The organism is Streptomyces sp. SYP-A7185, assembly GCF_046103685.1.
Lineage (GTDB): Bacteria > Actinomycetota > Actinomycetes > Streptomycetales > Streptomycetaceae > Streptomyces.
The window spans coordinates 6,501,342-6,514,201 of the sequence record NZ_CP122310.1 but is presented as its reverse complement, the minus strand read 5'-3'; the positions used below and the strand labels follow the sequence as shown (position 1 = coordinate 6,514,201).

11 protein-coding genes are annotated in these 12,860 nt (G+C 70.0%); 4 read left to right on the top strand and 7 right to left on the bottom strand.

Translation table 11 applies throughout. The features are described from left to right. Positions 1 to 22 precede the first annotated feature (22 nt). A complete protein-coding gene (locus tag QBL25_RS28710) occupies positions 23 to 382 on the top strand; it encodes a MerR family transcriptional regulator (protein ID WP_409059853.1) in 360 nt (119 codons plus the stop codon). A gap of 120 nt (positions 383 to 502) precedes the next feature. On the opposite strand, the gene pruA is transcribed toward QBL25_RS28710, so the two are convergent. After that, positions 503 to 2,134 carry an L-glutamate gamma-semialdehyde dehydrogenase gene (gene pruA / locus QBL25_RS28705; RefSeq protein WP_409059852.1) on the bottom strand — a complete coding sequence of 544 codons (1,632 nt, stop codon included), beginning with the start codon at positions 2,132 to 2,134 and terminating at the stop codon, positions 503 to 505. A 50-nt stretch (positions 2,135 to 2,184) separates the two neighbouring features. Next, positions 2,185 to 3,111, bottom strand: a complete 927-nt coding sequence (locus tag QBL25_RS28700) for a proline dehydrogenase family protein (protein WP_409059851.1) — start codon at positions 3,109 to 3,111, stop codon at positions 2,185 to 2,187. 179 nt (positions 3,112 to 3,290) lie between these two features. Between QBL25_RS28700 and QBL25_RS28695 the strand changes: the two genes are divergently transcribed. Both QBL25_RS28695 and QBL25_RS28690 read left to right on the top strand, forming a co-directional pair. Next, a complete protein-coding gene (locus QBL25_RS28695) occupies positions 3,291 to 4,460 on the top strand; it encodes a PucR family transcriptional regulator (RefSeq protein ID WP_409059850.1) in 1,170 nt (389 codons plus the stop codon). A 93-nt stretch (positions 4,461 to 4,553) separates the two neighbouring features. Next, positions 4,554 to 4,934 carry a hypothetical protein gene (locus QBL25_RS28690; protein WP_409059849.1) on the top strand — a complete coding sequence of 127 codons (381 nt, stop codon included), beginning with the start codon at positions 4,554 to 4,556 and terminating at the stop codon, positions 4,932 to 4,934. 54 nt (positions 4,935 to 4,988) lie between these two features. Here QBL25_RS28690 and QBL25_RS28685 read toward each other — a convergent pair whose 3' ends face one another. Next, entirely contained in the window at positions 4,989 to 5,579 is a 591-nt protein-coding gene (locus QBL25_RS28685; RefSeq protein ID WP_409059848.1) for a TetR/AcrR family transcriptional regulator, read from the bottom strand. Positions 5,580 to 5,690: 111 nt separating this feature from the next. Between QBL25_RS28685 and QBL25_RS28680 the strand changes: the two genes are divergently transcribed. Beyond that, positions 5,691 to 7,253: an MFS transporter gene (locus QBL25_RS28680; RefSeq protein ID WP_409059847.1), complete on the top strand. Its 1,563-nt coding sequence runs from the start codon at positions 5,691 to 5,693 to the stop codon at positions 7,251 to 7,253. Positions 7,254 to 7,369: 116 nt separating this feature from the next. On the opposite strand, the gene serA is transcribed toward QBL25_RS28680, so the two are convergent. From serA to QBL25_RS28660, 4 genes are all read right to left on the bottom strand, one after another. Then, positions 7,370 to 8,974 carry a phosphoglycerate dehydrogenase gene (gene serA / locus QBL25_RS28675; RefSeq protein WP_409059846.1) on the bottom strand — a complete coding sequence of 535 codons (1,605 nt, stop codon included), beginning with the start codon at positions 8,972 to 8,974 and terminating at the stop codon, positions 7,370 to 7,372. 230 nt (positions 8,975 to 9,204) lie between these two features. Then, positions 9,205 to 10,203 (bottom strand): ketol-acid reductoisomerase, encoded by a 999-nt coding sequence (ilvC, locus tag QBL25_RS28670; protein ID WP_344522960.1) that lies wholly within the window; start codon positions 10,201 to 10,203, stop codon positions 9,205 to 9,207. 109 nt (positions 10,204 to 10,312) lie between these two features. After that, positions 10,313 to 10,840, bottom strand: a complete 528-nt coding sequence (ilvN, locus tag QBL25_RS28665) for an acetolactate synthase small subunit (protein ID WP_361838263.1) — start codon at positions 10,838 to 10,840, stop codon at positions 10,313 to 10,315. A 29-nt stretch (positions 10,841 to 10,869) separates the two neighbouring features. Next, complete coding sequence (locus QBL25_RS28660) at positions 10,870 to 12,717, bottom strand: acetolactate synthase large subunit (RefSeq protein WP_409059845.1); 1,848 nt, start codon at positions 12,715 to 12,717, stop codon at positions 10,870 to 10,872. Positions 12,718 to 12,860: the final 143 nt, after the last annotated feature.

The window sequence follows — 12,860 nt, the reverse complement described above, 5'->3', positions numbered from 1 at the left end:
CAAGTGCGGAGGTACGCGGGACATGAGAATCGGCGAGCTGGCGAAGCGTACCGCTGTGAGCGAGCGGTCCCTGCGCTACTACGAGAAGCAGGGCCTGCTGCACGCGGACCGCACGCCGGGCGGCCACCGCGACTACCCCGAGGCGGCGGTCGACCGGGTCGTCCACATCCAGGAGCTGTTCGCGGCGGGCCTGTGCAGCGCGAAGATCGTGCAGCTGCTCCCCTGCATGCGCGACCAGGACGGCGGCCCTTCGGAGAAGGCCACGCCGTGGCTGGTGGAGGAACTGTCGGTGGAGCGGGCCAGGATCGACGGAATGGTGGAGGAGTTGCTGCGGGCCAGGGAGGTACTGGACGAGGTGATCTCCGCAGCCGCGGGCCGCTGAACGGGACCGAGGCCGGAGCGCCTGCCCCTCAGGAGAAACGCCGGGAGAACAGCACCGCCCCCGGCCGGGGTGGGGCCCAGGCCGGGGGCGGGGTAGAGGGGGCCGCGAGGCCCGGAGGGGCTAGCCCATGTGCGGGTAGGCGTACTCCGTCGGCGGAACCAGCGTCTCCTTGATGGCCCGCGTCAGAGTCCACCGCTGAAGGTTCTGCGGAGCCCCGGCCTTGTCGTTCGTGCCGGACGCACGCCCGCCGCCGAAGGGCTGCTGCCCCACGACCGCACCGGTCGACTTGTCGTTGATGTAGAAGTTGCCCGCCGCGTAGCGGAGCTTCTCCATCGTGTGGGCCGCGGCGGCGCGGTCGTTGGCGATGACCGAGCCGGTGAGGGCGTAGTCCGACGCCGACTCCATCTGGGTCAGCATCTCCTCGTACGAGTCGTCCTCGTAGACGTGGATCGCGAGGAACGGACCGAAGTACTCGGTGGTGAAGACCTCGTTCGTCGGGTCGGTGCACTCGACGACGGTCGGACGGACGAAGTAGCCGACCGAGTCGTCGTACGTGCCGCCCGCGACGATCGTGCAGGTCGGGTCGGCCGCCGCACGGTCGATGGCCGCCTTGTTCTTGGCGAACGCGCGCTCGTCGATGACGGCGCCGATGAAGTTCGTCAGGTCGGTGACGTCACCCATCTTGATGCCGTCGACCTCGGCCGCGAACTCCTCCTTGAAGCCGGAGTTCCAGATCGAGGCCGGGACGTACGCACGCGACGAGGCGCTGCACTTCTGGCCCTGGAACTCGAAGGAGCCACGGGTCAGCGCGGTCTTCAGGACGGCACGGTCCGCGGACGGGTGCGCGACGACGAAGTCCTTGCCGCCCGTCTCGCCGACGAGGCGGGGGTAGGTGCGGTAGTTGGCGATGTTCTCGCCGACCGTCTTCCACAGGTGCTGGAAGGTCGGGGTCGAGCCGGTGAAGTGGATGCCCGCCAGGTCGCGGTGGGTCAGGGCCACCTCGGAGACGGCGATGCCGTCGCCGGTCACCAGGTTGATGACGCCCTTGGGCAGGCCCGCCTCCTCCAGGAGCTGCATGAGCAGCACGGCGGCGTGGGTCTGCGTCGGGGACGGCTTCCACACGACCACGTTGCCCATGAGGGCGGGGGCGGTCGGCAGGTTGCCGGCGATCGCGGTGAAGTTGAACGGCGTGATCGCGTAGACGAAGCCCTCGAGCGGGCGGTGGTCCAGGCGGTTCCACACGCCGGTCGAGTTCGCCGGGGGCTGCTCGGCGAGCAGGTCACGGGCGTACTTGACGTTGAAGCGCCAGAAGTCGACGAGCTCGCAGGGCGTGTCGATCTCGGCCTGCTGGGCGGTCTTCGACTGGCCGAGCATGGTGGACGCGGCGAGCGTCTCGCGCCACGTCGTGGAGAGCAGCTCGGCGGCGCGCAGGATGATCGCGGCGCGGTCGTCGAAGGACATCGCGCGCCACGCCGGGGCGGCGGCGAGGGCGGCGTCGATCGCGTCCCGGGCGTCCTGCTGCGTGGCACCGCGGCCGGTGCCGATGACGGCCTGGTGGTTGTGCGGCTGCACGACCTTGAAGGGCTCACCGCCACCGAGGCGCTTGACGCCACCGATGGTCATCGGGAGCTCGATGGGGTTCTCGGAGAGCTCCTTGAGCTTGGTCTCAAGACGGGCGCGCTCCGGGGAACCGGGGGCGTAGCCGTGCACCGGCTCGTTGACCGGCGCGGGGACCTGGGTCACAGCGTCCATGAGTTCCGTATCTCCTTCAGGGGGGTCGGGGGAAGTCGGGAGAGGAGCTCTCAGCCCTTGGTGAGGATGGAGCGGGCGAAGAAGAGCAGGTTGGCCGGCTTCTCCGCGAGGCGGCGCATGAAGTATCCGTACCAGTCGGTGCCGTAGGCGGTGTAGACGCGCATCCGGTGGCCCTCGGCCGCGAGCCGCAGGTGCTCGTCGCTGCGGATGCCGTACAGCATCTGGAACTCGTACTCGTCCAGTTTGCGCCCGGCGCGGCGGCCGAGCTCCTGTGCGATGGAGATCAGCCGCGGGTCGTGGGACCCGATCATCGGGTACCCGTCGCCCTCCATGAGGATGCGCATGATCCGCACGTACGCCTTGTCGATCTCCGCCTTGTCCTGGTACGCGACCTCGGCGGGCTCCTTGTAGGCGCCCTTCACGATGCGGACGCGGCTGCCGGCGGCGGCCAGGCGGCGGGCGTCCTCCTCGGTGCGGAACAGGTACGACTGGATGACGCAGCCGGTCTGCGGGAAGTCCTTCCGCAGCTCCTCGTGGATGGCGAACATCGAGTCGAGGGTGGTGTGGTCCTCGGCGTCCAGGGTGACCGTGGTGCCGATCGCGGCGGCGGCCTCGACGACCGGGCGGACGTTGGCGAGGGCGAGCTCGTGGCCGCCTTCCAGCGCCTGGCCGAACATGGACAGCTTGACCGACATCTCGGCCTTCGTGCCGAGCCCGAGGTCCTTGAGGCGCTCGACGAGCTCCAGGTAGGCGTCGCGCGCGGCGGCGGCCTGCTCGGGCGTGGTGATGTCCTCGCCGACGACGTCGAGGGTGACCTCGAGGCCCTTGTCGGCGGCGTCCGTGATGATCGGCACGACCTCGTCCACCGTCTCACCGGCGATGAAGCGGTCGACGACCTGCTTGGTGCCCGGGGCCGCCGAGACGAAGCGGCGCATCTGGTCGCTGCGCGACGCGGCGAGGATCACGGGACCCAGCACGGGCACCTCCACGGAGAGTAGAACGGGGCCGTGTCCGGATACGGGTGACGAACCGGAACGGCACGGAGAACCACCGTGAAACTTAAGGATCCCTCCGATCCTGGGCCATCGACACCTGTCACGCATCCGTGCCCTGGATCTCAGACATCTGTCTGAGGGCAGGGGCGAACTACGTCAGAATGGACAGCGTGAAAGGCGACTACCAGGAACTGGTCGATGAGATCTCCGCCCTGCTCGGCGCGCCCGCGACGCTGGAGAACCGCGATTTCGAGCTGATCGCCTTCGGGGCGCACGACAGCGGGGGCGACAGCGACTTCGACGCGGCGGCCCTGGACCCGGTGCGCACCCGATCGATCCTCACGCGCCGCTCCACGGCCGGGGTCCGCACCTGGTTCGAGAGCTTCGGCATCACGCGCGCGACGGGCCCGGTCCGCATCCCGCCCACCCCCGAGGCGGGCGTCCACCGCGGCCGGATCTGCCTTCCCGTACGGCATCGGGGGTTCGCCCTGGGGTACGTATGGCTGCTCGACGACGAGCCCGGGCCGACGGACGCCCAGCTGGCCGCGGCCATGGAGGTGGCCTCCCGGATCGGGGCGCTGCTCGCCGACGAGGTGCAGGCCGGCGCGGATCTGACCCGGGAGTTCCGGGCCGTCCTGACGGCCGAGCGCGGCTGGCAGCGGGACATGGCGGTGGCCGACCTGCGCACGGCCCTCGGCCCGCGCGGCGAGGGCCTGCACGCGGTGGTCTGCGTCGCCCCCTGGCCCTCCGCCGACCCCGACTCCGCCCCCTCGGTCCGTACGGTGCAGGGGGCCACCGCCCTGTGCACGGTGCCGTGGGGCACGGCGGGCCAGAGCCTCGCGGTCCTGGTCAGGCTGCGCTCGGCGGACGTGTTCACCCCGGCGGTGTCGGCGGCCACCCGGCTCCTGGAGCCGGCCAAGGACGCGGCGGCCGGCATCGCGAACGCCCGGCACGGCCTGGACGAGCTCGGCGCCGCCTGGTGGGAGGCGTCGACGGCGGCCCGCGCGGCCCGCGCCGAACCCCGCTTCGCCCCGGTGGCCCAGTGGGCGGACGTGGGCCCCTACCGCCTGCTCACCTCCCTGCCCCCCGAGGCCGCACAGGACCCGGCGGCCCGCGCCCTCCTGTCCCCCGCCCACCGCGAACTGGCCCGCACCGCCGAGGTGTACCTCGACTGCGCGGGCCAAGCGGGGCGTACGGCAGCGGAGTTGGGGATCCACCGGCAGACGCTCTACTACCGCCTCTCCCGCGTGGAGCAGCTCACGGGGCTCGACCTGGACGAGGGCGAGGACAGGCTGCTGCTGCACATGGTCCTGAAAGCGTCACGACTGTAAGGGCCCGGCCACAGAAGGCGATCGGCGTGATCATCACCGGGTACCGTCGTGCCCGACCACGCACACAACTCCACAGGGGAGAGCGAACACCCGATGAAGTTCAAGTTGTTGGGACCCGCAGTCGCCGCCGTCGCCCTCGTCGGCACCACCCTCACCGGCGGCGCCGCCGTGGCGCAGACGCCCGCCGCGCCGGTGTCCGCCGCCGCGGCGCCCAGCTGCCTCAACGGCCTCACGAACGTTCCCGCCAAGGAAACCGTGAAGGTGCGCACCCACGCGAAGCTGTCGGCCACCGCCCGCGGCCAGTGGAACAAGGGGAAGAAGGGCTTCCTCTGCAACGACGGCAAGTCGATCACGGGGCAGAAGTACACGCTCTGCGGCAAGACGAGCACGAAGTGGCAGTACGGCATCACGAACGGCACGAACGTGAAGGGCTACGTCCCCGAGGCGTGCCTCAAGTGGGGCATCGGCGGCTGATCCCCGGCGGATCCCGGACGGTGCGGGCGGCGCGATGCCGCCCGCACCGGCATGTCAGGCCCCGGACAGCCGCCCCATCACGCGCCGCAGCCCCTCGGTGAGCTGCTCGGCGGTGGTCGCGGACTCCGGGTCGAAGAGCCACTGCACCATCAGGCCGTTGAGCAGCGTCGTGTAGAAGCGGCCCTCCGTCTCCACCACGTCCGGCGGGATCACGCTCTCCTCGATGCCCGTGAACAGCGCGGCGAGTCCGCTGCGCCCCTCCCCCTGCGCCTTGACCAGCAGGTCGCGCACCCCGGCGAGCCGCTCCCCCTGCGTGATCACCTCGAAGGTCAGCATCCAGATGGAGCGCGTCTCGGGGAAGCCGCGCAGGATGTTCGCCCAGACCTGCTCGAACCTCTCCAGCGAGCCGTCCGTCGCCCCCTCGGCCCCCGCCTCCTGGGCAGCAGGACCCTCGAAGCCATCAGCCCGCTCGACCAGGGCGATGAACGCCTCGACGAGGAGCGCGTCCTTCGAGCCGTAGTGATAGCCGATCGACGCGAGATTCGTCCCCGACTCCTTCACTACGTCGCGGGCCGTCGTGCGGACGAAGCCCTTCTCCAGCAGGCAGCGCTTGGCGCCTTCGAGCAGATCCTCACGGTGTCCCATGCGGGCCAGCGTACTCCCGGATCCATACAACCGTCCCATACGTCCGTGCCATACGACTGTTCTATACGCCCGTACTAGACAGGTGTTTAATACGTCCGTACAGTCCTTGGCATGACGAACTCGACGCACGAACAAGCGAATTCGGCGGCCCCCGAGCGCGCGGGCCGCAAGGAGTGGACCGCTCTGGCCGTCCTGATGCTGCCGCTGCTCCTGGTCTCGATGGACGTCTCGGTCCTCTACTTCGCGATCCCGGCCATCAGCGCCGACCTGGAGCCGAGCGCCACCCAGCAGCTGTGGATCTTCGACATCTACGCGTTCGTGCTCGCCGGGCTCCTGATGACGATGGGGGCGCTCGGCGACCGCATCGGCCGCCGCAAGCTCCTCCTGTTCGGCGCCGCCGCCTTCGGCGCGGCCTCCCTGACCGCCGCCTACGCCGACAGCGCCGAGCTGCTCATCGCGGCCCGCGCGGTCCTCGGCATCGGCGGCGCGACCCTGATGCCCTCGACGATGGCCCTCGTCCGCACGATGTTCCGCGACGCGGGGCAGCGCGCGACGGCGATCGGCATCTGGACCGGCGTGATGGTCGCGGGCGTCGCGCTCGGCTCGGTGATGAGCGGCATCCTCGTCGAGCACTTCTGGTGGGGCTCGGTCTTCCTGGTCAACCTGCCCGCGATGGTGCTGCTCCTGGTCCTCGCGCCGGTCCTCATCCCGGAGTCGAGGGACCCGAAGCCGGGCCGCTTCGACCTGCCGAGCGTGCCGCTGTCCCTGGCCGCCGTCCTGCCCGTCGTCTACGGCCTCAAGGAGATCGCCGCCGAGGGCCTCGACCTCGCGTACGTGGCGTCGCTCGCCGTGGGCCTGGTCTTCGCCGCCCTCTTCGTCCGCCGCCAGCGCACGGCACGGTCCCCGCTGATCTCCCCCGCGCTGTTCCGGGGCCGAGGCTTCGCCCCGGCCGTCCTCCTGAACCTCGTCGCCTCGCTGGCGATGATGGGTTCGGCCTATTTCACCACGCAGTACCTCCAGTCCGTCCTCGGCAAGAGCTCCATGGAGGCCGCGCTGTGGGCGCTGCTCCCCTCGGTCCTCATCGGCTTCGCCGCCCCGGTCGCCACCGCCCTGGTCCAGCGCGGGATGAACCGCGCCTACGTCGTCTCGACCGGCTTCGCCGTCTCGGCCTGCGGGTTCGGGCTGCTGACGCTGGCGGGCACGGACGCGATGTGGACGGTGCTCGCCGCCGCCGGGCTCATCGCCTGCGGCGCCGTCATCATCGGCTCCCAACTCACCGACCTGGCGCTCGGTTCGGCCCCCGCACAGAAGGCGGGCTCGGCCTCTTCACTCCTGGAGACGGGGCAGGAGTTCGGCGGCGCGCTCGGCATGGCGCTGCTCGGCTCCGTCGGCAACGCGGTCTACCGCGCCGAGATCCCGGACGCGGCCCCGGCCGAGGCGCGCGAGACGCTCGGCGGCGCGCTCGCGGTGGCCCGGCACCTGCCGGACGAGGCGGCCTCGGCCCTGACCACGGCGGCCCGGGACGCCTTCACCGGCGGCATGCACGTGGCGGCGCTCAGCGGGGCGGCGCTCCTCTTGGTCGCGGCGGCCGTGGCGGCGGTGACCCTGCGCCGGATCAAGCCGGTGGAGGCGGCGAAGGCGACGGCACCCGAGCGGGAGAAGGCCCCGGCCTGAGAAGCGCGCGAAGCAAAAAGCCGAACGCCGGACGGGCTGGATCTGATCCAGCCCGTCCGGCGTTCGAGGACGAACTCGGCGCAGCCGGTGATGACGGCGCCCAAGGCTCCGGAGCCCTAGTCCGTGAGGTTCACCGCGCGCGCGGAGTCCGCGCCGATCTCCTCGGCCAGTTCGTTCAGGACCGACTGCGGGACCGTGTCGTCCACGGTGAGGACGGCGAGCGCCTCGCCGCCGACGTCCGCACGGGCGACCTGCATGCCGCCGATGTTGATGCCCGACTCGCCGAGGACACGGCCGACGGTGCCGACGACACCGGGACGGTCCGCGTACCGCAGGACGACCATGTGGTCGGCCAGGGCCAGGTCCACGTCGTACTCACCGATGGCGACGATCTTCTGGAGGTGCTTGGGGCCCGCCAGCGTGCCGGAGACCGAGATCTCCTCGCCGCCGGTCAGCGTGCCGCGGACCGTGACCACGTTCCGGTGGTCCGGGGACTCCGAGCTCGTGGTGAGGCGGACCTCGACGCCGCGCTCCTGGGCGAAGAGCGGCGCGTTGACGTAGCTGACGGTCTCGTCGACGACGTCCTCGAACACGCCCTTGAGCGCGGACAGTTCGAGCACCTTCACGTCGTGCTGGGTGATCTCGCCGTACACCTCGACGTCCAGGCGGGCCGCGACCTCGCCCGCGAGGGCGGTGAAGATGCGGCCGAGCTTCTCGGCGAGCGGCAGACCGGGGCGCACGTCCTCGGCGATGACGCCGCCCTGGACGTTCACCGCGTCCGGGACGAGCTCACCGGCGAGGGCCAGGCGCACCGACTTGGCGACGGCGATACCGGCCTTCTCCTGCGCCTCGTCCGTCGAGGCGCCGAGGTGCGGGGTGCAGACGACCTGGTCGAACTGGAAGAGCGGGGAGTCCGTGCAGGGCTCCTTCGCGTACACGTCCAGGCCGGCGCCCGCGACGCGGCCTTCCTTGAGCGCGGAGTACAGCGCCTCCTCGTCGACGATCCCGCCGCGCGCGGCGTTCACGATGCGGACGGCGGGCTTGACCTTGTGCAGGGCCTCGTCGCCGATCAGACCGACCGTCTCCGGGGTCTTGGGCAGGTGCACGGTGATGAAGTCCGAGACCTCGAGCAGCTCGTCGAGCGTGAGGACCTTGACGCCCATCTGCGCGGCGCGGGCGGGCTGCACGTACGGGTCGTAGGCGACGACCTTCATGCCGAAGGCGCTCATGCGCTGCGCGACGAGCGCGCCGATGCGGCCGAGGCCGACGACGCCGAGGGTCTTCTCGGCGAGCTCGACGCCCGTGTACTTCGAGCGCTTCCACTCGCCGGCCTTCAAAGCCTGGCTGCCCTGGGGGATGTTGCGCGCGGTGGCGATGAGCAGGCCACAGGCGAGCTCGGCCGCGGTGACGATGTTCGAGGTGGGTGCGTTCACCACCATCACGCCGGCCTTGGTGGCGGCGGACACGTCGACGTTGTCCAGGCCCACGCCCGCGCGGGCGACGACCTTCAGCTTCTTGGCGGCCGCGATGGCCTCGGCGTCGACCTTGGTCGCGGAGCGGACCAGAATCGCGTCGACGTCGGCGATGGCGGGCAGCAACTCGGCGCGGTCCGCGCCGTTGCACTGACGGATCTCGAAGTCCGGGCCCAAGGCGTCGACAGTGGCGGGCGACAGCTCTTCAGCGATGAGTACGACCGGTTTGCCGTTGGCAGCAGTGCTCACGTGAGTCCTCACAAGTCCAATGCGGACGGCCGTCCCGACGGCCGCATGCGGTGGAGGGTGCTAGCCGCGTGGAAGACGCACGACGCTGTGGGCCTGACGCGAATGTTGAAAGCAGTGTAGTGGCGCGGCGGAGGCTGTCTTACGCCTCTGCGGAAGGATCACCCGTCCGTGGCTGGACGAGGTGGACAACGCCGGAGGGAGATCGCCCCCTCCGGCGTTTCCGGGGTGCCTCAGGCCTCTTCGTTCACCCACGACATGAGCTTGCGCAGCTCCTTGCCGGTGGTCTCCAGGAGGTGGTTCTCGTCCTGGGTCTTGTACTCGTTGTACTTCTTCAGACCGCCGTGGTACTCGTCCATCCACTGCTTGGCGAAGGTGCCGTCCTGGATCTCGGTCAGGACCTTCTTCATCTCGGCCTTGGTGGCGTCCGTGATGATGCGCGGGCCGGTGACGTAGTCGCCCCACTCGGCGGTCTCGGAGATCGACCAGCGCATCTTCTCCAGGCCGCCCTCGTACATGAGGTCGACGATCAGCTTCAGCTCGTGGAGGCACTCGAAGTACGCGATCTCGGGCTGGTAGCCGGCCTCGGTCAGCGTCTCGAAGCCCGCCTTGACCAGCGCCGCGGTGCCACCGCAGAGCACGGCCTGCTCGCCGAACAGGTCGGTCTCGGTCTCCTCGGTGAAGGTCGTCTTGATGACGCCCGCACGCGTGCCGCCGATGCCCTTGGCGTACGAGAGAGCCAGCGCGAAGCCGTTGCCGGTCGCGTCCTGCTCGACGGCCGCGATACACGGAACGCCGCGGCCCTCCTCGTACTGGCGGCGGACCAGGTGGCCCGGACCCTTGGGGGCGACCATGCAGACGTCGACGCCCTCGGGGGCCTTGATGAAGCCGAAGCGGATGTTCAGGCCGTGACCGAAGAACAGCGCGTCGCCGTCCTTGAGGTTGTCCTTGATGGACTCCTCGTAGACCTGGGCCTGGATCGGGTCCGGGACCAGGATCATGATGACGTCGGCCTCGGCGGCGGCCTCCGAGGGCGTCACCACGCGCAGGCCCTGCTCCTCGGCCTTGGCCTTGGACTTGGAGCCCTCGTGCAGACCGACGCGGACGTCGACACCCGAGTCACGGAGCGACAGCGCGTGGGCGTGGCCCTGGCTGCCGTATCCGATGACCGCGACCTTGCGGCCCTGGATGATGGACAGGTCGGCGTCGTCGTCGTAGAACAGCTCGGCCACTGGAAATCTCCTATGTGTGCTGGTGTTGCGACCCACCGTACGGCGGGCGAAGGGAAGAAAGTTTTCAGGTCTCGCCATGCGGGCGGGACCGCGGCTCGTCCGCGCCGGTTCAGGCGGAGCGGTCGAGCGCCCGCAGGCTGCGGTCCGTGATGGAGCGGGAGCCGCGGCCGATCGCGATGGTGCCGGACTGGACGAGCTCCTTGATGCCGAAGGGTTCCAGCATCTTGAGCATGGCCTCCAGCTTGTCGCTGGATCCGGTGGCCTCGATGGTGACCGCCTCGGGCGAGACGTCCACGGTCTTGGCGCGGAACAGCTGGACGATCTCGACGATCTGCGAACGCGTCTCGTTGTCGGCGCGGACCTTGGCGAGGACCAGTTCGCGGCCGACGGCGGCGGACGGCTCCAGTTCGACGATCTTCAGGACGTTGACGAGCTTGTTGAGCTGCTTGGTGACCTGTTCGAGCGGCAGGTCCTCGACGTTCACGACGATGGTGATGCGCGAGATGTCGGGGTGCTCGGTGACGCCCACGGCCAGGGAGTCGATGTTGAAGCCGCGGCGGGAGAACAGGGCGGTGATCCGGGCGAGGACACCGGGCTTGTTCTCGACCAGGACGGAGAGCGTGTGCTTGGTGGACATGACTCTGGGTCTCTCTTTCGCTCTCGGTCTCAGTCGTCTTCGTTGTCGCCGAAGTCGGGGCGGACCCCGCGGGCGGCCATGACCTCGTCGTTCGAGGTGCCTGCGGCGACCATCGGCCACACCTGGGCGTCCTCGTGGACGATGAAGTCGACCACGACGGGGCGGTCGTTGATGGCGTTGGCCTCGGCGATGACCTTGTCGAGGTCCTCGGGGCGCTCGCAGCGCAGCGCCACGCAGCCCATCGCCTCCGACAGCTTCACGAAGTCCGGGACGCGGGTGCCCTTGTTGGGGCCGATGTCCTCGGGACCGCTGTGCAGCACGGTGTTGGAGTAGCGCTGGTTGTAGAACAGCGTCTGCCACTGGCGGACCATGCCGAGGGCACCGTTGTTGATGATGGCGACCTTGATCGGGATGTTGTTCAGGGCGCAGGTGGTCAGTTCCTGATTGGTCATCTGGAAGCAGCCGTCGCCGTCGATCGCCCAGACCGTGCGGTCGGGCCGGCCGGCCTTGGCGCCCATCGCGGCCGGAACCGCGTACCCCATCGTTCCGGCGCCGCCCGAGTTCAGCCAGGTGGCCGGCTTCTCGTACTCGATGAAGTGGGCGGCCCACATCTGGTGCTGGCCGACGCCCGCGGCGAAGATCGTGTCCGGCGGGGCGAGCTGCCCGACGCGCTCGATGACGTGCTGCGGGGAGAGCGAACCGTCCTCGGGCTGGGTGTAGCCGAGGGGGTAGGTGTCGCGCCAGCGGTTGAGGTCGGCCCACCAGGCGGTGTAGTCGCCCCGCACGCCGGCGGTGTGCTCGGCCTGGACGGCCTGGATCAGGTCGGCGATGACCTCACGGGCGTCTCCGACGATCGGCACGTCGGCGGCGCGGTTCTTGCCGATCTCGGCCGGGTCGATGTCGGCGTGGACGATCTTCGCGAAGGGCGCGAAGCTGTCCAGCTTGCCGGTGACGCGGTCGTCGAAGCGGGCTCCGAGGGCGACGATCAGGTCGGCCTTCTGCAGCGCGGTGACGGCGGTGACCGCTCCGTGCATGCCCGGCATTCCCACGTGCAGCTCGTGACTGTCGGGGAATGCGCCGAGCGCCATCAGTGTGGTGGTGACGGGCGCTCCGGTGAGTTCCGCGAGGACCTTCAGCTCGGCGGTGGCCTGGGCCTTCAGGACGCCTCCGCCGACGTACAGGACGGGTCGCCTGGCCGCGGTGATCAGCTTGGCGGCCTCGCGGATCTGCTTGGCGTGCGGCTTGGTCACCGGGCGGTAGCCGGGCAGGTCCTGGGTGGGCGGCCACTGGAAGGTGGTCTGCGCCTGGAGCGCGTCCTTGGCGATGTCGACCAGGACGGGTCCGGGGCGGCCCGTGGAGGCGATGTGGAAGGCCTCCGCGATCGTCGCCGGGATGTCCTCCGCCTTGGTGACCAGGAAGTTGTGCTTGGTGATCGGCATCGTGATGCCGACGATGTCCGCCTCCTGGAAGGCGTCCGTGCCGATCGCCTTGGAGGCGACCTGGCCGGTGATCGCGACCATGGGCACGGAGTCCATGTGGGCGTCGGCGATCGGTGTGACGAGGTTCGTGGCACCGGGGCCGCTGGTGGCCATGCACACCCCGACCTTGCCGGTGGCCTGCGCGTAACCGGTGGCCGCGTGCCCCGCGCCCTGCTCGTGGCGGACCAGGACGTGGCGGACCCGGGTGGAGTCCATCATCGGGTCGTACGCGGGAAGGATGGCACCGCCGGGAATGCCGAACACCGTGTCGGCCCCGACTTCCTCGAGAGAACGAATGAGGGACTGCGCACCCGTGACGTGCTCGACGGGGGCGGACGGCTGTCCTGAGGTTCGGGGCCGCGGCTGCGGATGGTGGGCCCCGGTGGCCTGCTCGGTCATCGGCATTCTCTTCTCGAAGCTGAGGGTTTTTGCGGGGTGTTTGCGGGGGTTTGGCAGGTGCCGGTGCAACAAAAAACCCCTCGTGCCGTGAGGCAAGCGAGGGGAGCGCGTCGGAGCGGGTGCAGGGATTCCGGAGTTCGGAC

Excerpts from the sequence above, each read along its gene's own strand:
- QBL25_RS28710 (WP_409059853.1), top strand. The coding sequence starts at position 23 with ATGAGAATCGGCGAGCTGGCGAAGCGTACCGCTGTGAGCGAGCGGTCC.
- pruA (WP_409059852.1), bottom strand. The coding sequence starts at position 2,134 with ATGGACGCTGTGACCCAGGTCCCCGCGCCGGTCAACGAGCCGGTGCAC.
- QBL25_RS28695 (WP_409059850.1), top strand. The coding sequence starts at position 3,291 with ATGGACAGCGTGAAAGGCGACTACCAGGAACTGGTCGATGAGATCTCC.
- QBL25_RS28690 (WP_409059849.1), top strand. The coding sequence starts at position 4,554 with ATGAAGTTCAAGTTGTTGGGACCCGCAGTCGCCGCCGTCGCCCTCGTC.
- QBL25_RS28685 (WP_409059848.1), bottom strand. The coding sequence starts at position 5,579 with ATGGGACACCGTGAGGATCTGCTCGAAGGCGCCAAGCGCTGCCTGCTG.
- QBL25_RS28680 (WP_409059847.1), top strand. The coding sequence starts at position 5,691 with ATGACGAACTCGACGCACGAACAAGCGAATTCGGCGGCCCCCGAGCGC.
- ilvN (WP_361838263.1), bottom strand. The coding sequence starts at position 10,840 with ATGTCCACCAAGCACACGCTCTCCGTCCTGGTCGAGAACAAGCCCGGT.
- QBL25_RS28660 (WP_409059845.1), bottom strand. The coding sequence starts at position 12,717 with ATGACCGAGCAGGCCACCGGGGCCCACCATCCGCAGCCGCGGCCCCGA.